The organism is Allobosea sp. P2_A10, from assembly GCF_056405115.1.
Genome location: NZ_JBFUCS010000007.1, coordinates 115,233 through 135,535 on the forward strand (window position 1 = coordinate 115,233; position 20,303 = coordinate 135,535).

Below are 20,303 nucleotides of genomic sequence, written 5' to 3' on the forward strand. Positions count from 1 at the left end.
GCCGTGATCGAAGCCCTCGCTTCGCTCGCCGGCATGGCGGGCGCGGCCTTCGTCGCGGCGACGCTTCTGCCGGCGCAGTCAGAGGCCGTCTTCGTCGCGCTGCTCGCCGCCCGGACCGTCGATCCACTGGCGCTTTTCCTGGTCGCCAGCGTCGCCAATACGGCGGGCTCGGTGCTCAACTGGTGGCTCGGCCGGCTGATCGCCCGCCATGGCGTCGAGCGCCTCCCGGTCCGGCTGCGGCCCGATCCGGTTCGGCTCGCGAAGGCGCAGGGCTGGTTCGAGCGCTATGGCTGGCCCTCGCTACTGTTCGCCTGGCTGCCGATCGGCGGCGATCCCCTGACATTCGTGGCCGGCACGCTCGACTATCCGCTCGGCCGCTTCGTCGTGCTGGTTTTCATCGGCAAAGCGGGGCGTTACGCCGCGCTCTGGGCGGGCTGGGCGGCTTTCATCTGAGACATCGGCCAGATGGCATAGGCCATATGCGCAAGCCTTCTCCGCGGAGGTGGTAACGCTTTCGACATCAGCGCGACGGACGGTCGGCCGGTGAACGAGGTTTGCGCAAAGCTTGTGCGCGGGTTACGAGCAGGCGCCCTTTTTCTGGAGATTACAGTTATGAGCATCAAGCGCATCGCAGTCGGCCCGCGCATGTCCAAGGCGGTCGTCCATGGCGACACGGTCTATCTCGCCGGTCAGGTCTGCGACAAGGCCGCCGGCAAGAGCGTCGCCGAACAGACCGCAGAGATCCTCGGCATCATCGACGGCCTGCTCGCCGAGGCCGGCACCGACAAGACCAAGCTCCTGATGGTCAATATCTGGCTGTCGGACATGTCGACCTTCGCCGAGATGAACGGCGTCTGGGACAAGTGGGTCGTCGCCGGCGCCACGCCGGGCCGCGCCACGGTCGAGGCCAAGCTCGCCGCGCCGCAGTTCACTGTCGAAATCGCGGTCATCGCCGCGAAATGATCTGAATGGCGATCGGGCCCGGAGGCGATGTCTTGACCAAGCCGGATGATCTCGCTGCGATGCTGGCGCGCGTCGCGCGCCGGCACGGCGTGCCTCCGGCGGCCTTGATCGCCATGGTCGCCGTCTTCCTGAAGACGCCATCGACATTGTCGCCGGCCGCGCTGGAGCGCCTGCTCTCGCGCAAGGCCGGCGATTTTCTCAAGCTGCGCCGCAGCCTCGCCCAGCCGGTTGCCGACAGCGCGCTGGCGCGCTGGCGCGCTGCTGCGGCGCAAGCGCTCGAAGCCGGCCAGTTCGCCGAACTCGACAAGGCGCTCGCTCAAAGCGAATTGCAGATTCTCGGCGGCCTTTCCGATCTCGGAGCGATGCCCGACGACCGCCGCCGGGTCGCCGGCGATGCGCGCGCCGACCGCGCCGCCGCCAGCCTGCTCGAATTGTCGCCCGAGGCCTGCCGCGAGGCTGCCAAGCGTCTTGGCGAGGCTGCGGCGATCGTCGGATTGGCCGATGCCGAGCACAGCCACCAGCTGGCGCTGCGCCAGGCCGATGTCCTGATGCGACTCGGCGAGGATTTTGCCGATCGGTCCGGCTTCGACGCCGCAATCGCGCATCTGCGCGCGCTGATCGGCGGCCTCGACAATTTCGACGACACGGTGCGCTGGGCTGCAGCGCAGGAGCGGCTCGGACTGGCGGTTGCCGGGCTTGGCGGCCTGACGTCCCAGCCCAAGCTGCTGCACCAGGCCGCCGCCTGCTACCGCACGGCGCTGGAAGACCTGCGCAAGCCGCAGGCTGCGCCGCTGTGGGTTCGGCTGCAGCGTCATCTCGGCGCAATGGTGCTCCAGATCGGTGAAGCCAGCGGCGATATCGGCCTGATCGAGGAGGCCGTGGACGCTTTTCGCGCGGTGCTCGCGGCAACCGACCGCGCGGGCGACCCGCAGGGCTGGGCGCGGGTGCAATACGATATCGGCCGGGCCAACGCCGCACTTGGCCAGCGCAGCGGCGGCATGGCCAGCCTGGAGGCTGCCTTCAACGGATTTCAGTTTGCGCTGGATGTCTGGTCGCGCGAGGCCGGGCCCGAGCTCTGGTCGGATGTGCAGGACCGGATGGGCCAGGTGCTGCGCGCCATGGGCGAGCGCTACAGCGAGCCCGTGGTGCTTGAGGAGGCGGTCGCCGCTTTCGGCCGGGCGCTGGAGGAACGCGGCCGCGAGGCCGTTCCGCTGCTCTGGGCCACGAGTTCCGCCAATCAGGCGCTGGCGACGATGGAGCTCGCCCGGCGCCGCAAGGATTTAGCGGTCGCCCAGCAGGCGCTGGCGCAGATCATGGCGGCGGTCGAGGCGATGCGGGCTGCAGGCTACGCAGCCAACGCAGCCGAGCTGCAAAAGAAGCTGATCCAGGCAGCCGCGCTGGCGGAGAGCCTGCGCAAGGGCTGAGTCGCGCGTTTCAGGCTGCGCGCGCTCGGCTGGCGAGGCGTTCAAGCGCCGTATCCAGCGTTGCATCGTGCTTTGCAAAGCAGAAACGCACGACTGTTTTGACCGCCCCTTCCGCATAGAAGGCGCTGACCGGGATCGCCGCGACGCCGTTCTCGGTCACGAGCCGCTGGCAGAAGGCGACGTCGTCCTGCTCGCCGAGCGGGGCGATGTCGACGTTCAGGAAATAGGTGCCGACGCTGGGCAAAACCGAGAAGCCGAGCCCCGTCAGGCCATCGGCGAAACGGTCGCGCGAGCGCTGGAAATCGGCGCGCATCCCTTCGAAATAGCCGTCGTCCTTGCCCAGCCCGTAGGCGACCGCCGTCTGCAGGTTCGGCGGGGTGGTGAAGGTGATGTATTGATGCGCCTTGGCCAGAACGCGCATCAGCTTCGGTGCGGCCATGACCAGCCCGACCTTCCAGCCGGTCAGCGAGAAGATCTTGCCGGCCGACGAGATCTTCACGGTGCGCTCGCGCATGCCGGGGCGAGACAGCATCGGCTTGTGCCGTCGGCCGTCGAAGACGACATGCTCCCAGACCTCGTCGCAGATCGCGATAGCATCGTGCCGGATGCAGAAATCCGCCAGCAGGTCGAGATCGGCGTCGCTGAAGATCGTCGCCGTCGGGTTCAGCGGATTGTTGAACAGCACGACCCGGGTCTTCGGCGAGAAGGCCCGCGCCAGGGCGTCCTCGCTCAGCCCGAAATGCGGCGGCGTCAGCGTCACGAATTTTGGGATGCCGCCCGCGCGGCGCACGAGCGGGACATAGGCGTCGTACATCGGCTCGAACAGCACGACCTCGTCGCCCGGCGTGATCAGCGCCATCAGCGCGCCCGCGATCGCCTCGGTTGCGCCCGAGGTCACCATGATCTCGCTGTCGGGGTCGAGATCGAGGCCCTGCCAGTGCCTGAAATGCGTGGCCGTCGCCTGGCGCAGCTCGGGCAGCCCCATCATCGGCGGATACTGGTTCCAGCCCGACATCACCGCGTCGGCGGCCTTGCGCCTGACATCCTCGGGGCCGGGATCGTCGGGAAAGCCCTGGCCGAGATTGACGGCTCCGGTTTCGCGCGCAAGACGCGACATCACCTCGAACACACTGGTCTGTAGGGCGGAGAAGATCGGGTTCATCGGCAAGGCACGTCGTTGCTGGCGGACAGGGCAGCCGCTCTACCATGCCAGCCGGCGATGCGCATCCGTGCCGGCGGCGAATCGTCGGCGCAAAATATCAAGTGATGAATGTTGACATTCATCAGAGCTCAGTGCTTATTTGTCCACGCCGGTTCACGACAGGCGCTTGCGACGGCTTCGCCCCTTTGACGTTGCAGGATACTGACGTGAACCGGTGACCCTCGCGTCCTCGTCTGGCCGCGTCCCCGGGTTGCCGCGACCGGGCCCAGCGCCTAATCAGCGCGCATGGCCACTGCCCCCACCCCTGCCGTGATGATCCTTGGAACCGGCTCGAATGTCGGCAAATCCCTGATCGTCGCCGGGTTGTGCCGGCTTTTAGTCGATCGCGGGCTGAAGGTCGCGCCGTTCAAACCCCAGAACATGTCCAACAACGCGGCCGCGACCGCGTTCGGCGAAATCGGCCGGGCGCAGGCGTTGCAGGCGCGCGCCGCGCGGATCGCGCCCCATGTCGACATGAACCCGGTGCTTCTGAAGCCCGAAAGCGAGACCGGCAGCCAGGTCGTGCTGCAGGGCCGCGTCGCCGGCCATCTCTCCTCAGGCGACTATGCCCGCCGTGGCGATTTCCTGCCCAAGGTCCTGGAGAGCTTCGCACGTCTCGGCGCGGAGGCCGATCTCGTCATCGTCGAGGGAGCTGGTTCGCCGGCCGAGACCAATCTGCGTGCGCGCGACATCGCCAATCTCGGCTTTGCGCGGGCCGCCGGCGTCCCGGCGATCCTGATCGGCGACATCGATCGCGGCGGCGTCATCGCCAGCCTCGTCGGCAGCCATGCGGTGCTCGACGAGGCCGACCGGGCGATGATCAAAGCCTTCGCGATCAACCGTTTCCGCGGCGACACGCGCCTCTTCGCCGATGGCGTCGAGACGATCCGTGCGGCGACAGGCTGGCCGTGCCTCGGCATCGTGCCATGGTTCGCGGAGGCGGCGCGGCTGCCGGCCGAGGACGGGCTCGATCTGCGCTCCACTGAGCGGCGCCCCGATGCGGCGCTCAGGGTCGTCGTCCCCGTCCTGCCCGGCATTTCCAATTTCGACGACCTCGACCCGCTGAAGCTCGAACCGGGCGTCGATCTGGCCTTGATCCCGCGCGGGCAGGCTTTGCCGGGCGACGCCGATCTTGTGATCCTGCCGGGATCCAAGACGACGATGCGCGATCTCGCGGTCCTGCGCGGCGAGGGCTGGGATATCGACATCCTCGCCCATCATCGGCGCGGCGGTCACGTGCTGGGCCTCTGTGGTGGCTATCAGATGCTGGGGCGCGTTGTGCGTGATCCGCTCGGGCTTGAGGGACCAGCCGGCGATGCGCCCGGCCTCGGCCTACTCGATGTCGAGACTGTACTCGACCGCGACAAGACCGTTCGCGAGGTCGATTTCAGCCATGCGCCGAGCGCGGCGCGTGGCAATGCCTACGAGATCCATCTCGGCGCGACCGACGGCCCCGATACGGCGCGCGCACCCTTTCGCATCGGCGCGCGGATGGACGGCGCAATCAGCAAAGACGGCCGCGTCATGGGAAGTTACCTGCACGGCATGTTCGCGTCGGATGCGGTGCGCTTGGAACTGCTGGCCACGCTGGCGAAAGGCGGGCTGACCTCGACGCTGGCCTATGACAGCGAGGTCGAGGCGACGCTCGACCGGCTTGCCGCGCATATGGCCGGGCATCTCGACATCGAGGCGATTCTCAGGCTGGCGCGAGGTCGAGGCGAAGCCTGAGATTATCGCTCAGAGGCGAAAGCCAAGCTGAAGTTTGACGACCTGCTCGACAGCCCGAAGGTCTTCGGCGGAAAGCGTTCCAAGCTTTGTCTTGAAACGCTCCCTTGCGGCCGTGGTGATCTGGTCGGCCATGGCTTTGCTGCTTTTGCCTCCTGCCGTCACGACGGCTTCGCTGGGGTAAAGCCTGCCGGTGCTGCTGGTCAGCGGCACCACCTGAAGACGATTGAGAGCAGCATTGGCGGCATCGTTGCTGAGAATGACGGCTGGTCGTGTTTTCCTGATTTCGCCGCCCCGAGCCGGGTCGAAGTCGATCCACCAGACTTCACCGCGCCGCATCGCCGCCATCACCGATCAGGGCCTCGCTCCACTCCAACGCCTCGATTTCGCGCGTGGTATCGGCGGCCATCGCCTTGTAAGCGGATTCCAGATCCTCTCCGACGACATGAGGTCGCGCCAACTCCTCGAGGAACCGGCTGATCTTGCGCCGCCCGACGACCCTGACGAGGCCGTCATAGACGTTTTCGTCGATGCTTATCGTCATGCGCTTCTGCATCTCGCGCCTCCTGTGCATATGCATATATGCATTACACCAGCCTGAGTTTCCGCGCTGCAATAAAATGCCGCGTCCGCAGTTGGCAGCAACTTCTGGCTAAAGTCTTTATCCGTCATGAAGTTGACGAATGACGAAATTCGTCATAGTCAAATATTCGCTCCCGAAACCGCCGGACACTGAAACGGGAAACCGCTTTGAGCTATCCTGAGCGCGATACCAGGCTGAGCATCGTCGATACGGCCGAGCGCTTCTTTCGTGACATCGGCTACCAGAAAACGACGGTCGCCGACATCGCCAAATCGCTGCGCATGAGCCCCGCGAACGTCTATCGGTTCTTCGACTCCAAGAAGTCGATCAACGAGGCCGTGCTCGAGCGCTTCAAGGGCGAGCTGGAAACCGCGCTGGCTGCGATCGCCGATGCGCCGGGCACGGCTGCGGATCGGCTGACCGAGATGCTTCTGACCGCCCATCGCATCAATGCGGCGCGGTTCAGGGACCAGCTCCACATGAACGAAATGGTCTGCGCCGCGATGGAGGAAAGCTGGGATGCGATCCTCGGCCACATAGCCCGTTTCGATGCGCTGCTTTGCCGGGTCGTCGCGGATGGCGTCGCCAGCGGCGAGTTCCGGCCGGTCGATCCACTTGCTGCGACGCGCTGCATCCGCACGGCGCTGATCCGCTTTCATCACCCCCTGCTCATGGAACAATGCGCGCGCATGCCGGGGCCGACGCCCGAGGAACTTGTCACTTTCGTTCTGGCCGGACTGAAGCCGGCGTCGCCGCACGCCTGACAGCCGACGCCCCGGCGCGTTGACAAGCCGGTAAGGGAGCGGGATACCCCGCCTGCCATGGCCCTATTCTCCAAGCAGAGTTTCAAGAAGCTCGCCGTCATCGTCCACGACCTCGTGATGACGGCGGTGGCGATCTGGCTCGTCTTCGTCATCCGCTTCGAGAATGCGCAGTTCGATGAGCATCTGCGCCATCTGCCGCAGGTTTTGCCCTTCTTCGTGCCCTATGCCGGGCTGGTCTACTGGTTCTTCTCGCTCTACCGCTCGAAATGGCGCTTCGCCTCGCTGCCGGACCTGTCGAACATCGTCAGGGCGGTGTCGATCCTGACGCTGACCCTGCTCGTGGTCGACTATGTGCTGGTCGCGCCGAATTTCTACGGCGCGTTCTTCTTCGGCAAGATCACCATCGCGCTCTACTGGCTGGTGCAGATCGCGTTGCTGGGCGGCCCGCGCCTGGCTTATCGCTATTTCAAATACTCCCGCTCGCGGCATCAGGCCGTGCGCAGCGACGCCCTGCCGGCGCTGCTGCTCGGGCGCGGCGTCGAGGTCGAGATGGTGATCCGGGCGATGGAAGCCGGCACCATGCGCAACATGCGCCCGGCCGGCATCCTGACGCCCCGCGTCGACGATCTCGGCCAGTCGATCCGCGGCGTGCCGGTGCTCGGGCTGCTCGCCGACATCGAGACGATCGCGACCGACGCCGCCGAGCGCGGCGAGGCCTTCCGCCGCATCGTCGCGACCGGCAGCGCGCTCCTGCCCGAGGCCGAGCCAGACAAATGGCTCGCCCGCACCCGCAAGCTCGCCTTGCCGATTTCGCGCATCGACACGTCAGGCGAGAGCATGCGCGACAGCGAGCTCGCCCCGCTCGAAATCGAGGATCTGCTGGTCCGCCCGACCGTGGCGATCGACCGCGAGCGCCTCGGCGCTTTCCTCAAAGGCAAACGCGTACTGGTCACCGGCGGCGGTGGCTCGATCGGCTCCGAGATCTGCCTGCGCTGCGCGGCTTTTGGGGCGGCCGAACTGCTGATCGTCGAAAGCTCCGAGCCGGCGTTGTTCCAGATCACCGAGCAGCTGATCGCCCAGGGCCTTCCGACCATCGTCTCCGGCGCGCTCGCCGATGTCCGCGACCGCGCCCGGATCACACCGCTGTTCAGCGGCTTTGCGCCCGACATCGTCATCCACGCTGCCGCCCTGAAGCATGTGCCTTATCTCGAGGCCGACTGGACCGAGGGCATCAAGACCAACATCTTCGGCTCGGTGAACGTCACCGACGCCGCGATCTCGGCCGGCGCGAAGATCTTCGTGCTGATCTCGACCGACAAGGCGATCGAGCCGGTCTCGATGCTGGGTGCGACCAAGCGCTTCGCCGAGATGTACGCCCAGTCGCGCGACGCCGAATTCGTCGCCGCCGCCGCCGGCATGCGGCTGGTCGCGGTGCGCTTCGGCAATGTGCTGGGCTCGGTCGGCTCGGTCGTGCCGAAGTTCAAGGCGCAGATCGAGCGCGGCGGCCCGGTCACGGTCACCGACCCGGAGATGATCCGCTATTTTATGACCATCCGCGAGGCCTGCGACCTCGTGCTCACGGCGGCGTCCCACGCCAAAGGCGACGAGCCCGAAGCCGAGCGCGCGGCGGTCTATATCCTCAAGATGGGCCAGCCGGTGAAGATCCTGGATCTGGCCGAGCGCATGATCCGGTTGGCCGGCTTCGAGCCCGGCATCGACATCGAGATCAGGGTCACCGGCGTCAGGCCCGGCGAGCGCCTGAACGAAATCCTCTTCGCCAAGGACGAGCCCAAGGCCGAGACCGGGCTCGACGGCGTGATGGCGGCCAAGCCGATCTTCGCCGGCCGCGCCCGGATGCAGGGCTGGCTCACCCGGCTGGAAGCCGGGCTGAAGGCGGATGACCGCGCCACCGCCGAGGCCGTGCTCGACGAGGCGATMCCCGATTTCAGGCTGCGCTCGACGCCGCCAGCCGCGCCAGCGCCGCCGGCGTCGCCACTTGTGGCCGCCACCCGGCCCTGAGCAGGGCGTTGGGCGCGGCGACGAGACTGCCGCTCAGCTTGACGAAGGCGTCATGTTTGCCTGCAAGACGGGCCGCGAACCCCAGCCATGACGCCGGCACGGGAATGAGACCGGGTGGTCGTCCCTGCCCCTCCCGCAGCGCGGCGATGATCTGCGCGACGCTGATCGGTTCGGGGTCGGCTGCGATGTAGCAGCGCCGCGCCGGGCAGGCCGGCGCCAGCGCGAACAGGATCGCGCCGGCGAGGTTCTCGACCGCCAGAAGCGAGCGCGGAGCGGTCAACCCGCCCAGCGGCAGCGGCACGGGCAGGTGCGCCAGCTTCATCAGCGCCGCCATGTTGGCCTTGACGCCCGGCCCGTAGATCAGCACCGGCCGCAGGCTCACCCAATCGAGATCGAGCGCCGCCAGCCCCTGCTCGGCGGCAAGCTTGGAGCGGCCATAGGCATCGTCGGGGGCGGGCGTGTCGTCCTCGCCCAGCGGCGGGCCGTCGAAGGCGCCGCTCAGCGCCTTGATCGAGGACAGGTAGATAAAGCGCGAGATTCCGGCCTGCCGCGAGGCTCGCGCGAGGTCGAGCGTCGCCTGCGTGTTGATCCGCCGGTAGAGCGCCTCGTCGAGTCCCGGCCCGGCATGGGCAAGCCCGGCCATGTGCACGACGTGATCGACGCCGTCGAGCGCCTTCAGCCAGTCCACCGGGCCGACAAGATCGCCGATCGGCACGGTTTCGACGCCGTCGAGCATGGCCGTCGGCCGGCGCAGCGCGACGCGCACCCGGTAACCCCCCTCGCGAAGCGCCGCGACGACATGGGGTCCGACGAAGCCGCTCGCGCCGGTGACGAGGACGAGAGGTTCAGCCATGGCCGGCCCGCTTTCGCGAGAAGCGGCGCAGCAGCAGCGCGGTCAGTGCGAGCGCCACGACGAGGCAGGCGAATTGAATCCAGGGCGCAGGCGAGGCGATGCTGAGCCCAGCCAACGCCACGAGCCCGATGTTCAGAACGCCGACCTCGGCAACCACCTTGCGCACGGCAAAGCCGTTCGTCGTCGCCTGCTGGTAGAAATGGCTGCGATGAGCCTCCCAGACGCGCTCGCGGCGCGCGAGCCGGCGCAGCAGCGTGATCGTCGAATCCATGATGTGATAAAGCGGCAGGATCAGCGCGGCGGCAAACACACCGGTTCCGGCCAGCCTGTAGAGCAGATAGGCGCTGACGAGACCGATCGGCAGCGAGCCGACATCGCCGAGGAAAAGCCGCGCCACCGGCCGGTTGAACGGCGCAAAACCGAGAAGGCCGCCGCACAGGGCCGCCGCGAGCCAGCCGCTCGCGGGGTCGATCACGCCGAGGCTCCCCGCCAGCGCCAGAGCGCCCGCCAGCGGCACGATGCCGACGACGGACATCCAGTCGATGCCATCCATGAAATTGGCCAGGTTGACGAACCAGATTCCGGCCAGCATCGCCAGCGTCCGCTCTGCCATGAGCGGCACGGGGTCTGGAAATAGCCGCAGCTCGGGCGCTGTCCCAAAAATCACCAGCCCGACGCAAAGCGCCTGCAGGATCAGGCGCAGGCTTGCCGGCAGCGGCCTGATGTCGTCCCAAGCTCCGACGACGGCTAGCAGGGTCGCAGCCATCGCCACGAGCGCCAGATCGCGCCCCGCGCCCATCGGAAGCGTCGTCACCAGCGTCGCCAGCCCAAGCGTGACGAACGCGCCGGCCAGCACCGCGATGCCGCCGCCCTGCGGCGTTGGAACCGTATGGCTCGAACGCGCATTGGGTCGTGCCAGCGCATAGCGCACGAGCAGCGGCCGCAAAGCGACGCACAGCGCCGCCGAGACGGCGGCAGCGGCAAGGGCGATCAGGAGTGGGGCAATGAGACGTTCCAAGGCGGCGGCACCATAGTCGAGCGCGGCGAATTGGCTAGGGGCGGCGTTGCGTAGTCGCCGCCTTCGCTCATCCCACGCGCCGTCATTCCGGGCGCAGCGAAGCGGAGACCCGGAATCCATCGTAAGGGAAGACGGCGCTCGATGATGGGTTCCGGATCGGCGCGGCTTCGCCGCTTGTCCGGAATGACGGTGCCTTCACCCGCATGCTTTCGTCACTGACAACCTGCTTGCCCTCTCCGGCACAAAAAGTGAACATGCCGGCGATGTCTCCAGCCGATTCCCGTCTCAATCCGCCGCCGGCGCGGCCCGAGATCACCCGCGCCGTCTGCCGTGGCGCGGGCCGGCATCTGCGCGCGCTCGGTTACGCCATCGTCAAGGAGATGACCTTCGCCAATGGCCGCCGCGGCGACATCGTCGCGCTGTCGCCTTCGGGCGAATTGCTGGTGGTCGAGGTCAAGTCGGGCATCGAGGATTATCGGGTCGATGGCAAATGGCCGGATTACCGCGACTATTGCGACGGCTTCCTGTTTGCGGTCGCGCCCGAATTCCCGCTGGAGATCCTGCCCGACGATGTCGGCCTGATCGTCGCCGACGCCTGGGGCGGCGAGATGCTGCGCGCGCCGCCGCGCCATCCGCTCAGCGGCGCACGCCGCAAGGCGCTGACGATCGCATTCGCGAAGCTCGCGGCTACGCGGCTGGCGACGCTGGAGGATCCGGGGTTTTAGCGCGGCGCGCGCTTCGCCAGGATGCGCTGGAGCGTGCGCCGATGCATGCCCAGCCGCCTCGCCGTCTCCGAGACGTTGCGGGTGCAGAGCTCATAGACGCGCTGGATGTGCTCCCAGCGCACCCGGTCGGCGGACATCGGGTTTTCCGGCGGCATCGGGCGCGAATCGCGCGCGGCGGCTAGCGCCGAATGGATTTCGTCGGCATCGGCCGGCTTGGCGAGGAAATCGAACGCGCCGAGCTTTACCGCGCTGACGGCGGTGGCGATGTTGCCATAGCCGGTCAGCACGATCCCGCGCGCATCCGGGCGACGCTCCTTCAGCCGCGCGATGACGTCGAGGCCATTGCCGTCGCCAAGCCGGAGGTCGATCACCGCGAAGGCCGGCGCGGCCTCCTCGACGGCGGCGAGCCCCGCCTGCACGCTCTCGGCGGTGCGTACGGAATAGCCGCGGCCTTCCATGGCGCGGGCGAGCCGGGTCAGGAACGGCTTGTCGTCGTCGACGAGCAACAGGCTCATATCGGCGACGATCGCCGTCGGGGCGGCTTCGCTCAGGACGTCTTGCATCGAAACTCTCCTTCCGCCGGGCCTGTCCCGCCGGAATTGTAGCGCGGCTGCCTCCCGAACGCACCCTGCAGGCGCAAGCGGTCAGCTAACCCTATTTAGGGCCGCGGCTTCCGGGTTGGTAGTCCCGGCTTGTCGCAGGTCGGCCTCGAAGATGGCGCGCGGCCAGACGATCCGGATCGAGGCGCCGCTCGCCGGGGCCGGCAGGTTGGAGAATTCCAGCGCCGCCCCGCCGCGCTCCAGCAGCGTCTTGGCGATGAACAGCCCGAGCCCGAGGCCGCCGCCGGCCCGGCTTTCGCTGGCCCCGCGCGACAGATAGGGCTCGCCTGCCCGCATCAGTACGTCGGGCGGAAAGCCCGGCCCGTCATCGGCGATGGTCAGCGTGACATGGGTCGGGGTCCAGCGCGCCGTGATCGCTACCGCCGAGCGGGCGAAATCGACGGCGTTGTCGACGATGTTGCCGAGCCCGTAGATCATGCCGGGATTGCGCCGGCAGACCGGCTCGGGCCTGTCGCCGAGCATCTCGATCTCGAAGGGCACGCCGAAGGGCCGCTGCGGCCCGGCCGCTTCCTCGATCAGCAGGGTCAGCGAAAGCTGGTCGAGCGGGCTGCCGTCGTCGTCCTGCAGCGAGGCGAGCTTGCCGAGAATGCCGCGACAACGCTCGACCTGTTCGCGCAGCAGGGTGATGTCCTCGGCCATTTCACCCTCGGCCGGCGCAAGCCGCGAGAGTTCGCGCGCCACCAGCGCGATCGTGGCGAGCGGGGTGCCGAGTTCGTGGGCGGCGGCGGCGGCGAGCCCGTCGAGTTGCGAGAGATGCTGCTCGCGCGCCAGCACGAGTTCGGTCGCGGTCAGGGCGTCCGAGAGGTCGCGCGCCTCCTTGGCGACGCGCCAGGCATAGATGCCGGTGAAACCGATGCCGAGGACGAGCGCGATCCAGTTGCCGGCCTGGTAGAATGGCGGCAGCACGGGCTGGTTGTCGCCGGCCCATGGCAAAGGCAGATGCGTGAAGCTCACGGCGGTCGCCAGCGCCACCGCGAGAAGGCCCAGCAGCAGCGTGCGCTGCGGTGGCAGCGCGGTCGCCGAGATCATCACCGGCGCGAGGAACAGGATCGAGAACGGGTTCTGCAGCCCCCCGGTCAAATAGAGCAGCGCCGCGAGCTGGATGATGTCGAAGGCCAGAAGCGCGGTCGCCGCGCCCGCCCGCAGCCGGTGGCTCAGCGGAAAGCGGATCCGCAGCGCGATGTTGAGCCAGGCCGAAACGGCGATGACGGCAAAGCACCAGCCGAAGGGCAAGACGAAGCCGAGCCCGAAATGCACGCCCGCGACCGCAAGGCTCTGGCCGGAGATCGCAAGCCAGCGCAGCCGCACCAGCGTGTCCAGCCGCAAATGCCGGTTGGAGCGCTCCAGCACCGGGGCCGACAGGTCGAACGGCATCATGGCACGGCGCCGCCTGCGGAGCGCCGTGCGCAAGGCTTTGTCAGGGATAAAGCGTGGTATTTCGGCATCTCAGCGAAATCTTAGCCTTTAGCCGGATTGAATGAGAACAAATTAGGCATACGGTGCGTTCTCTTGCTGCGGCGCAACAGGATGTCGCGCTGCGGTAAAGATCGTGATCGCGCGTCAGGAGCTCCCATGTCGTTCGCCTACCATGCCTATGAAGCGATGCACATGATGGCCAGCCCGGCGCGGAATTTCTCCGACGCCATGCAGCTCCTCTTCAAGAATCCGGCAAACCCGCTGACCTACACGCCCTTCGGGCGCACCATGGCCGCGTCCGCCGAGCTGTTCGAGCGCACCACGCGCCGTTATGGCAAGCCCGCCTTCGATTTAGCCGAAACCACGATCAACGGCGTCAAGGTCGCGGTCGAGGAGCGCGTCGTCTGGGAGCGGCCCTTCTGCAAGCTGGTCTATTTCGACCGCAAGATCGAGGGCCGGCGCAAGCCCCAGCCGAAGGTGTTGCTCGTCGCGCCGATGTCGGGCCACTACGCCACCCTGCTGCGCGGCACGGTCGAGGCGTTCCTGCCTGGCCATGAGGTCTACATCACCGATTGGGTCGACGCCCGGCTGGTGCCGGCCGCCGCTGGCCGCTTCGATCTCGACGACTATGTCGACTACGTCATCGCCATGCTGCAGAAGCTCGGCCCCGACACCCATGTCATGGCCGTCTGCCAGCCCTCGGTACCGGTGCTCGCGGCAATCGCCCGCATGGAAGCGGAGGACGACCCCTGCGCTCCGCGCTCGATGACGCTGATGGGCGGACCGATCGACACCCGCCGGTCGCCGACCGGCGTCAACAAGCTCGCCATGGACCGCGGCATCGACTGGTTCCGCGACAATTGCATCACCACCGTGCCGTTCCCGCATGCCGGCGCCTTCCGCGAGGTCTATCCCGGCTTCCTGCAGCTTTCGGGCTTCATGGCGATGAACCTCGATAAGCATGTCAGCGCCCATTACGACATGTTCAAGCACCTGATCCGGGGCGATGGCGATTCCGCCGAGAAGCACCGCGACTTCTACGATGAGTACCTGGCGGTGATGGACCTGACCGCCGAGTTTTATCTCCAGACCGTCGACACCGTCTTCGTGAAGCACGCTCTGCCCAACGGCACGATGATGCATCGCGACAAGCCGGTCGATCTCAAGGCGATCCGCCGCGTCGCGCTGATGACGGTCGAGGGCGAGAACGACGACATCTCCGGCGTCGGCCAGACCCAGGCCGCCCATGACCTCTGCTCGAACATCCCCGCCGAGATGCGCGTGCACTATCTGCAGAAGGGCGTCGGCCATTATGGCGTCTTCAACGGCTCGCGCTTCCGCTCGGAAATCGCGCCGCGCATCTCCGATTTCATGGTCAGCCTCGACATGGATGCGGCGAAAAGCCGGCGCGACGCCAGCGCGGCACAGGCCCGCAAGGCATTGAAGATCGCAAGCTGAGGGCTCTTCCTTCAGCCCCGCGAATCCTGCACCATCGCGGGCGATGCGGCTCTCACTGTTCAAGCGCCAGCCCGATCCCGACCGGATCGAAGTCGCCCATGCCGGCACGCTCTACCCGGTCGCGGTGAAGCGACGGGCAAGCGCGCGCCGGATGACCCTGCGCGTCTCGCAGGCGACGGGCGAGATCACGCTGACCCTGCCCGACCGGGCCGATTTCGCCGCCGGCCGGCAATTCGCCGACAAGCATGGCGGCTGGATCGCCGCGCGCGTCGCCAAACGCCCGCTCAGCGTGCCGTTCGAGCCCGGGGAGACCGTCCCCTTTCGCGGCGTGCCGCATCGCATCGTGCATTGGTCGAAGGTGCGCGGCATCACCCATGCGACCACCGACAAGGACGGGCTCCCGATCATCGCGGTCTCCGGCGAGGCGGTGCATGTGCCGCGCCGGGTCAAGGATTTCCTGCGCCGCGCCGCGCTCGACGATCTGGAGAAGGCGGTTCGGGCTCACACCGCCGCGCTCGGCATCCCCGCCCGCAAGATCACGATCCGCGACACCACCAGCCGTTGGGGCTCGTGCTCGTCGAAGGGCCATCTGAACTTCTCCTGGCGGCTGATCCTGGCCCCGCCGCTGGTGCTGGACTATCTCGCGGCCCATGAGGTCGCCCATCTCAGGGAGATGAACCACTCGCACCGCTTCTGGGCGCTGACGCACAAGCTCTGCCCCCGCACGGAGGAGGCGGAAGCCTGGCTGAAGCGGCACGGGGCCGGGCTGCACGGCTTCGGCTGACCTCGACAGCGTGAAGCGCCGGGCCTAGGAGAGGGCTGTTTTACGCCCGCAAACATGCCGTCATCCCGGGTCTCCGCTTTGCTACGCCCGGGATGACGGCGTTTTTCCGAGCCAGGATAGGCCGCCATCGCCATGAAGCTCCGCCCCGATACGCTGGCGATGACCGCCGTCCTCGCCATGCTGACGGCGCTCGGGCCGCTTTCGACCGACTTCTACCTGCCGTCTTTGCCCGAAATCGTCCGGGTCATGGGTACGGACGTCGCAGGCGCGCAGGCTACGCTCTCGGCCTTCCTGTTCGGCTTCGCCGGCGGCCAGATCATCTGGGGCCCGCTTTCGGACAGGCTCGGGCGCAGGCCGATTCTGCTCGGCGGTCTTGGTCTCTTCCTGCTGGCGACGCTGGCCTGCGCGCTTGCACCCTCGATCGGGGCCCTGACCGCAGCCCGCGCTGTCCAGGCCTTCGGCGCGTCGGGGCCGATCGTGCTCGGCCGCGCCATGGTGCGCGATCTTTACGAGGGCCCGCGCGCCGGACGCGAGCTTGCCCGCATGGGCATGATCATGGGGCTGGTGCCGGCAGTCGCGCCGGTTCTCGGCGGCGTGCTGCAGAACGCGTTCGGCTGGCGCTCGACCTTCATCGCGACGCTGGTCTTCGCGCTCGTGCTCGTCGGCGTGATCGCCTTCATCATGCCCGAGACCTTGCGGGCGCGCTCGCCGCAGGGGCTCTCGCTGCCGGCGATCTTTCGCGGCTTCGGCGTCCTGCTGCAGAACCGTGCCTATCGCGTCTATGTCGCGCTGACGGCGCTGGCCTATGGCGGGCTCTTCGCCTTCATCTCCGGCTCATCCTTCGTGCTGATCGGCGTCTACGGGCTGTCGCCGGTCGAGTACGGCCTGTCGTTCGGCTTCGGCGTGCTCGGCTTCATACTGGGCACGATCATCGCCCAGCGCCTCGTCGGCCGGCGCGGGCTCGACGGCGTCATCGCGCTCGGCGTCGGCTGTCTCGCCGCCGGAGGCCTCACCATGCTGGCCTGCGTCGCCACGGGCTTCGGCGGTCCGCTCGGCGTCACCGTGCCGATGGCGATCTATGCCTGCGGCGTCGGGCTGACCATGCCGCAGGCGCAGGCCTCGGCGATGATGCCGTTTCCCGAGCGCGCCGGCGCGGCCTCATCCTTCACCGGGCTCTGCCAGATGCTGTTCTCGGCCTGCGTCGGGCTGCTCGTCGGCCGGTTGCTGCAGGGCTCGGCCTTGCCGTTGCCTGCGGTCATGTCGGTGATCGGCGTCGCCGCCTTCACGCTGTTTCGCCTGAGCGGCGCGGTCCGCGCCGCGAAAGCGTAGCCGTCACCGCCACCCACAGCCCTCATCCTGAGGAGCCGCGAAGCGGCGTCTCGAAGGATGGTCCAGTGGTCGGCGGAGCCTCCTGAAGCACCCTTCGAGACGGCCCTCCGGGCCTCCTCAGGATGAGGGCTCGCAATCTCAGCCGCCAAACAGCTTCTGCAGCAGGTTCTTCTCCTGCGGCGCAGGGGGCACCCAGCCGCGATCGCTGTCGGCGGTCTGCGTGTTGGCGGGTGGCCTTGCGCCCGCAACCGGCGTGCCGCTGTCGAAGATCGACTTCGGCCCGCTGCGCCACAGCCCGCCCGGCAGTGGCGCAGGCTGCAGGCCGACATGGGCGGCCTTCATGTACTTGCCCCAGACCTCGGCGGGCAGGCCGCTGCCGAAGACCCGCTTCATCGCGCTGTTGTCGTCATTGCCGAGCCAGACGGCGGTGACGAGTTTCGACGTAAAGCCGACGAACCAGGCATCACGGAAATCCTGGGTCGTGCCGGATTTGCCGCCGACCTCCCAGCCGGGAATGTTCACCTTGGATCCGGTGCCGCTGACCATGACCTCGTGGAACATGGCGTTGATCATCGACAGCGTCTGCGGCTGCACCACCGGCCCAAAGCCGGCGCCCTTGCGGGCATAGACCACCTTGCCGGAGACTGACTTCACCTCGCGGATGACATAGGGCAGCACCGCCTGCCCGCCATTGGCGAAGGTCGCATAGGCCGTCGTCAGCTCGACCGGCGTCACCTCGGACGTTCCCAGCGCCAGCGAGGGATTGGCCAGCAGCCCCGACGAGATGCCGAGCCGCTGCGCCGTCCGCACCACCTCCTTGGGCGTGACTTCCTGGGTGAGCTTGACCGCGATCGTGTTCAGCGAATGTGCCATGGCGGTCTGCAGCGTCACCGGACCGCGATAGCGCCTGTCGTTGTTCTCCGGCTGCCAGCCCTTGATCGAGACCGGCGAATCGTCGCGGATCGTGTCGGGCGTCAGGCCCTGTTCCAGCGCGGTCAGGTAGACGAAGGGCTTGAAGGCCGAACCGGGCTGGCGCTTGGCGGCGGTCGCCCGGTTGAACTGGCTCTTGGTGTAGTCGCGCCCTCCGATCAGCGCCCGCAGAGCTCCGTCTGGCGCCATGGAGACGACCGCGCCCTGCCCGACGCCCTGCTTGACGCCTTGGGCCGCGAGCGTCTCGACCAGAATCGTCTCGGCCGAGGCCTGCAGCTTCGGGTCGATCGTCGTCAGCACGGTCACGTCGCCCTCGACCGCGCCGATGAAATCGTCGAGCACGTCCATGACATAGTCGGCGGCGTAGTTGACCGAGCCCGCGCCGATGCGCTCGGCTGCCTCGGCCGGCGCGGTCACCGCCGTTTTTGCCGAGGCCTGCGAGATCAGGCCCTGCTCGGCCATCGCGGCGACGACGAGCTGCGCACGTTTTTCGGCCGCTTCCGGATTACGGTTTGGCGCCAGCCGCGAGGGCGCCTGCACGAGACCAGCGAGCATCGCGGCTTCCGCGATCGTCACCGAGCGCGCCGATTTGTTGAAATAGCGCTGCGCCGCGGCCTCGACGCCATAGGCGCCCGAGCCGAAATAGACGCGATTCAGATAGAGCTCGAGGATCTGGTCCTTGGAATAGGTCCGCTCCAGCCAGAGAGCCAGGATCGCCTCCTGGATCTTGCGCGCGGCGGTGCGCTCCTGGGTCAGGAACAGGTTCTTGGCCAGCTGCTGGGTCAAGGTCGAGCCGCCCTGCACGCCGCCACGCCGCGACAGGTTGGCCGCGATCGCCCGGGCGACGCCGACCGGGTCGATGCCGAAATGCTGGTAGAAGCGCCGGTCCTCGATCGCCACGAACGCCTTGGGCAGATAGGGCGGCACCTCGCCGATGGTGATGGTGCGGCCGCCGGTCTCGCCGCGATTGGCCAGCAGCGAGCCGTCCGCCGCCAGGATCGCGATATTGGGCGGGCGCTTGGGCACGGTCAGCTGGTTGATCGGCGGCAGCTGCGAGGCGTGATAGGCGATCAGACCGCCGACGCCGATGGCGCACCACAGGCCCATCACCATCGTCCAGTAGAACAGCCCGCCGAGCAGCGAACGGCCCTTGCGTCCGCGCCGCCTGCCGCCATTGCCACCACCACTGCGCTTGTCGCGCCGCGGCGGCTCGCGGCGTTCGTCCTGGCGCGACGGCGCGCGCTGGCCGCGACCCGGCCGGTCGTCGGCCGACAGGCGCATGTCGAAATCGTCGCGGCTTTCGCTGCGCCCGCGTTCGAAAGACGGCTCGCGCCGCTCAGCCCGTCTGGTCTTGTCGTTCATTGGCCCCGATCACACCCGAAAGCACGCACTTGGCGGGCCAACTGCGTCCCTAGCGTCAGACAGGAGTGAAACATGGCGCTTTTAAGGGGTAGTTAAGCCTCGGGCGACCACGCAGCCTGATCGGCGTCGCGCAAACGTGAAGATGTTGCAATCCTGCAAGCACGGATCGCCATCCGGTCTATGTTGCGCTGCACGCGTCAATTTGTCATCACACCCGCAAAAGCCGTACTCAGGTCGAGACGCCTCGAGACAAACATCGCAATTACGCGGCGTTTTGCCACGAAATCACCAGCCTCACGAAAAGAGACACCATGCAGGCCTTGAATTCCCTCCAGCGCTACGCCCCGCAGGCGCTTGCCGTGCTGCGTATCGTCGCCGCGCTGATCTTCATCGCGCACGGCACGCAGAAACTGCTCGGCTTCCCCGCCGCTCCGCCGAGCGGTTTGCCCGCCATGTTCACGATATACTGGTTTGCGGGAGCGCTGGAACTCGTCGGCGGTCTTGCCATCCTGTTCGGTTTCCTGACCCGCCCGATCGCCTTCATTCTCTGCGGCGAGATGGCCTTCGCCTATTTCATGGGTCATCACCCGCGCAATCTCTATCCCGTCCTGAACGGCGGCGATGCGGCGATCCTGTATTGCTTCGTCTTCTTCTACCTGTTCTTCGCCGGCCCCGGCGCGTGGAGCGTCGACAAGGCCTGATGGCGTTGTTTTGAAAACGAAAAAGGCCCGCCATCCCGGGGGATGGCGGGCCTTTTTCATGTTTGACGAAGACGCGTCAGACGGCCCCGGCGATCCAGCGCGAGAGGTCGCTCTTGGGGGCGGCGCCGACCTTCTGCGAAGCCAGCTTTCCGTCCTTGAACAGCATCAATGTGGGGATCGAGCGGATGCCGAACTGGGCGGGAATCGCCTGGTTCTCATCGACGTTCATCTTCACGATCTTGACCTTGCCGTTCATCTCGCCGGCGATCTCCTCGAGAGCCGGGCCGATCATCCGGCACGGGCCGCACCACTCGGCCCAGAAATCCACCACGACCGGCTCGGCGGACTTGAGGACATCGGCCTCGAAGCTCGCATCGGTCACCTTGATCGTCGCCATGGCGTGCAGCCTTTCAAAAAATCGCGCAGCA

At 67.3% G+C, this 20,303-nt stretch carries 20 protein-coding genes; 11 read left to right on the forward strand and 9 right to left on the reverse strand.

The window, feature by feature from the left end:
• The first annotated feature begins 3 nt into the window (after positions 1 to 3).
• The 3 genes from AC1DZY_RS12360 (at position 4) to AC1DZY_RS12370 (ending at position 2,387) form a co-directional block, all read left to right on the forward strand.
• Positions 4 to 453, forward strand: coding sequence for a YqaA family protein (locus AC1DZY_RS12360; protein WP_476820407.1), 450 nt, complete (start codon positions 4 to 6; stop codon positions 451 to 453).
• A 159-nt stretch (positions 454 to 612) separates the two neighbouring features.
• Positions 613 to 963 (forward strand): RidA family protein, encoded by a 351-nt coding sequence (locus AC1DZY_RS12365; protein ID WP_476820408.1) that lies wholly within the window; start codon positions 613 to 615, stop codon positions 961 to 963.
• Between the two features lie 32 nt (positions 964 to 995).
• Positions 996 to 2,387: a hypothetical protein gene (locus AC1DZY_RS12370; RefSeq protein ID WP_476820409.1), complete on the forward strand. Its 1,392-nt coding sequence runs from the start codon at positions 996 to 998 to the stop codon at positions 2,385 to 2,387.
• Between the two features lie 10 nt (positions 2,388 to 2,397).
• Here the strand turns inward: AC1DZY_RS12370 and AC1DZY_RS12375 are convergent, their stop codons facing one another.
• Positions 2,398 to 3,549, reverse strand: a complete 1,152-nt coding sequence (locus tag AC1DZY_RS12375) for an aminotransferase (RefSeq protein WP_476820410.1) — start codon at positions 3,547 to 3,549, stop codon at positions 2,398 to 2,400.
• A gap of 285 nt (positions 3,550 to 3,834) precedes the next feature.
• On the opposite strand from AC1DZY_RS12375, the gene AC1DZY_RS12380 reads away from it, so the two are divergent.
• The gene (locus AC1DZY_RS12380; protein WP_476820411.1) at positions 3,835 to 5,316 is read left to right on the forward strand and encodes a cobyric acid synthase; all 1,482 of its coding nucleotides are present in this window, start codon (positions 3,835 to 3,837) and stop codon (positions 5,314 to 5,316) included.
• A gap of 9 nt (positions 5,317 to 5,325) precedes the next feature.
• Here the strand turns inward: AC1DZY_RS12380 and AC1DZY_RS12385 are convergent, their stop codons facing one another.
• Both AC1DZY_RS12385 and AC1DZY_RS12390 read right to left on the reverse strand, forming a co-directional pair.
• Positions 5,326 to 5,661: a type II toxin-antitoxin system PemK/MazF family toxin gene (locus AC1DZY_RS12385; protein ID WP_476820412.1), complete on the reverse strand. Its 336-nt coding sequence runs from the start codon at positions 5,659 to 5,661 to the stop codon at positions 5,326 to 5,328.
• Positions 5,639 to 5,857: a hypothetical protein gene (locus tag AC1DZY_RS12390; RefSeq protein ID WP_476820413.1), complete on the reverse strand. Its 219-nt coding sequence runs from the start codon at positions 5,855 to 5,857 to the stop codon at positions 5,639 to 5,641. The genes AC1DZY_RS12385 and AC1DZY_RS12390 overlap by 23 nt, the downstream gene beginning before the upstream one ends.
• A 206-nt stretch (positions 5,858 to 6,063) precedes the next feature.
• Here AC1DZY_RS12390 and AC1DZY_RS12395 point away from each other — a divergent pair, with 206 nt between their 5' ends.
• On the forward strand, positions 6,064 to 6,660 hold the full coding sequence (locus AC1DZY_RS12395) for a TetR/AcrR family transcriptional regulator (protein WP_476820414.1): 597 nt from the start codon (positions 6,064 to 6,066) through the stop codon (positions 6,658 to 6,660).
• A 57-nt stretch (positions 6,661 to 6,717) separates the two neighbouring features.
• Positions 6,718 to 8,679: an SDR family NAD(P)-dependent oxidoreductase gene (locus AC1DZY_RS12400; protein WP_476820415.1), complete on the forward strand. Its 1,962-nt coding sequence runs from the start codon at positions 6,718 to 6,720 to the stop codon at positions 8,677 to 8,679.
• Here AC1DZY_RS12400 and AC1DZY_RS12405 read toward each other — a convergent pair.
• Together AC1DZY_RS12405 and AC1DZY_RS12410 are read right to left on the reverse strand one after the other, a co-directional pair.
• Positions 8,606 to 9,532 carry an NAD-dependent epimerase/dehydratase family protein gene (locus tag AC1DZY_RS12405; protein ID WP_476820416.1) on the reverse strand — a complete coding sequence of 309 codons (927 nt, stop codon included), beginning with the start codon at positions 9,530 to 9,532 and terminating at the stop codon, positions 8,606 to 8,608. The genes AC1DZY_RS12400 and AC1DZY_RS12405 overlap by 74 nt on opposite strands.
• Positions 9,525 to 10,550 (reverse strand): MraY family glycosyltransferase, encoded by a 1,026-nt coding sequence (locus AC1DZY_RS12410; protein ID WP_476820417.1) that lies wholly within the window; start codon positions 10,548 to 10,550, stop codon positions 9,525 to 9,527. Before AC1DZY_RS12410 ends, AC1DZY_RS12405 begins: the two co-directional genes overlap by 8 nt.
• A 263-nt stretch (positions 10,551 to 10,813) precedes the next feature.
• Between AC1DZY_RS12410 and mmcB the strand changes: the two genes are divergently transcribed.
• Entirely contained in the window at positions 10,814 to 11,275 is a 462-nt protein-coding gene (mmcB, locus tag AC1DZY_RS12415; RefSeq protein WP_476820418.1) for a DNA repair putative endonuclease MmcB, read from the forward strand.
• Here mmcB and AC1DZY_RS12420 read toward each other — a convergent pair.
• Both AC1DZY_RS12420 and AC1DZY_RS12425 read right to left on the reverse strand, forming a co-directional pair.
• Positions 11,272 to 11,838 carry an ActR/PrrA/RegA family redox response regulator transcription factor gene (locus tag AC1DZY_RS12420; RefSeq protein ID WP_476820419.1) on the reverse strand — a complete coding sequence of 189 codons (567 nt, stop codon included), beginning with the start codon at positions 11,836 to 11,838 and terminating at the stop codon, positions 11,272 to 11,274. The two genes, mmcB and AC1DZY_RS12420, sit on opposite strands and share 4 nt — an antisense overlap.
• Before the next feature lie 81 nt (positions 11,839 to 11,919).
• A complete protein-coding gene (locus AC1DZY_RS12425; protein ID WP_476820528.1) occupies positions 11,920 to 13,269 on the reverse strand; it encodes an ActS/PrrB/RegB family redox-sensitive histidine kinase in 1,350 nt (449 codons plus the stop codon).
• Between the two features lie 198 nt (positions 13,270 to 13,467).
• On the opposite strand from AC1DZY_RS12425, the gene AC1DZY_RS12430 reads away from it, so the two are divergent.
• From AC1DZY_RS12430 to AC1DZY_RS12440, 3 genes are all read left to right on the forward strand, one after another.
• Positions 13,468 to 14,769 (forward strand): polyhydroxyalkanoate depolymerase, encoded by a 1,302-nt coding sequence (locus AC1DZY_RS12430; RefSeq protein ID WP_476820420.1) that lies wholly within the window; start codon positions 13,468 to 13,470, stop codon positions 14,767 to 14,769.
• A 43-nt stretch (positions 14,770 to 14,812) separates the two neighbouring features.
• Positions 14,813 to 15,553 carry a M48 family metallopeptidase gene (locus AC1DZY_RS12435; RefSeq protein ID WP_476820421.1) on the forward strand — a complete coding sequence of 247 codons (741 nt, stop codon included), beginning with the start codon at positions 14,813 to 14,815 and terminating at the stop codon, positions 15,551 to 15,553.
• A gap of 132 nt (positions 15,554 to 15,685) precedes the next feature.
• Positions 15,686 to 16,882, forward strand: coding sequence for a multidrug effflux MFS transporter (locus AC1DZY_RS12440; RefSeq protein WP_476820422.1), 1,197 nt, complete (start codon positions 15,686 to 15,688; stop codon positions 16,880 to 16,882).
• Positions 16,883 to 17,020: 138 nt separating this feature from the next.
• On the opposite strand, the gene AC1DZY_RS12445 is transcribed toward AC1DZY_RS12440, so the two are convergent.
• Positions 17,021 to 19,174, reverse strand: a complete 2,154-nt coding sequence (locus AC1DZY_RS12445; protein WP_476820423.1) for a transglycosylase domain-containing protein — start codon at positions 19,172 to 19,174, stop codon at positions 17,021 to 17,023.
• Between the two features lie 311 nt (positions 19,175 to 19,485).
• Between AC1DZY_RS12445 and AC1DZY_RS12450 the strand changes: the two genes are divergently transcribed.
• Positions 19,486 to 19,875, forward strand: coding sequence for a DoxX family protein (locus AC1DZY_RS12450; RefSeq protein WP_476820424.1), 390 nt, complete (start codon positions 19,486 to 19,488; stop codon positions 19,873 to 19,875).
• 76 nt (positions 19,876 to 19,951) lie between these two features.
• On the opposite strand, the gene trxA is transcribed toward AC1DZY_RS12450, so the two are convergent.
• Positions 19,952 to 20,272 carry a thioredoxin gene (gene trxA / locus AC1DZY_RS12455; protein WP_476820425.1) on the reverse strand — a complete coding sequence of 107 codons (321 nt, stop codon included), beginning with the start codon at positions 20,270 to 20,272 and terminating at the stop codon, positions 19,952 to 19,954.
• Positions 20,273 to 20,303 lie beyond the last annotated feature (31 nt).

Coding starts and splice junctions, on each gene's coding strand:
- AC1DZY_RS12365 (WP_476820408.1), top strand. CDS start 613: ATGAGCATCAAGCGCATCGCAGTCGGCCCGCGCATGTCCAAGGCGGTC.
- AC1DZY_RS12375 (WP_476820410.1), bottom strand. CDS start 3,549: ATGAACCCGATCTTCTCCGCCCTACAGACCAGTGTGTTCGAGGTGATG.
- AC1DZY_RS12380 (WP_476820411.1), top strand. CDS start 3,835: ATGGCCACTGCCCCCACCCCTGCCGTGATGATCCTTGGAACCGGCTCG.
- AC1DZY_RS12385 (WP_476820412.1), bottom strand. CDS start 5,661: ATGGCGGCGATGCGGCGCGGTGAAGTCTGGTGGATCGACTTCGACCCG.
- AC1DZY_RS12390 (WP_476820413.1), bottom strand. CDS start 5,857: ATGACGATAAGCATCGACGAAAACGTCTATGACGGCCTCGTCAGGGTC.
- AC1DZY_RS12405 (WP_476820416.1), bottom strand. CDS start 9,532: ATGGCTGAACCTCTCGTCCTCGTCACCGGCGCGAGCGGCTTCGTCGGA.
- mmcB (WP_476820418.1), top strand. CDS start 10,814: ATGTCTCCAGCCGATTCCCGTCTCAATCCGCCGCCGGCGCGGCCCGAG.
- AC1DZY_RS12420 (WP_476820419.1), bottom strand. CDS start 11,838: ATGCAAGACGTCCTGAGCGAAGCCGCCCCGACGGCGATCGTCGCCGAT.
- AC1DZY_RS12425 (WP_476820528.1), bottom strand. CDS start 13,269: ATGCCGTTCGACCTGTCGGCCCCGGTGCTGGAGCGCTCCAACCGGCAT.
- AC1DZY_RS12430 (WP_476820420.1), top strand. CDS start 13,468: ATGTCGTTCGCCTACCATGCCTATGAAGCGATGCACATGATGGCCAGC.
- AC1DZY_RS12435 (WP_476820421.1), top strand. CDS start 14,813: ATGCGGCTCTCACTGTTCAAGCGCCAGCCCGATCCCGACCGGATCGAA.
- AC1DZY_RS12440 (WP_476820422.1), top strand. CDS start 15,686: ATGAAGCTCCGCCCCGATACGCTGGCGATGACCGCCGTCCTCGCCATG.
- AC1DZY_RS12445 (WP_476820423.1), bottom strand. CDS start 19,174: ATGAACGACAAGACCAGACGGGCTGAGCGGCGCGAGCCGTCTTTCGAA.
- AC1DZY_RS12450 (WP_476820424.1), top strand. CDS start 19,486: ATGCAGGCCTTGAATTCCCTCCAGCGCTACGCCCCGCAGGCGCTTGCC.
- trxA (WP_476820425.1), bottom strand. CDS start 20,272: ATGGCGACGATCAAGGTGACCGATGCGAGCTTCGAGGCCGATGTCCTC.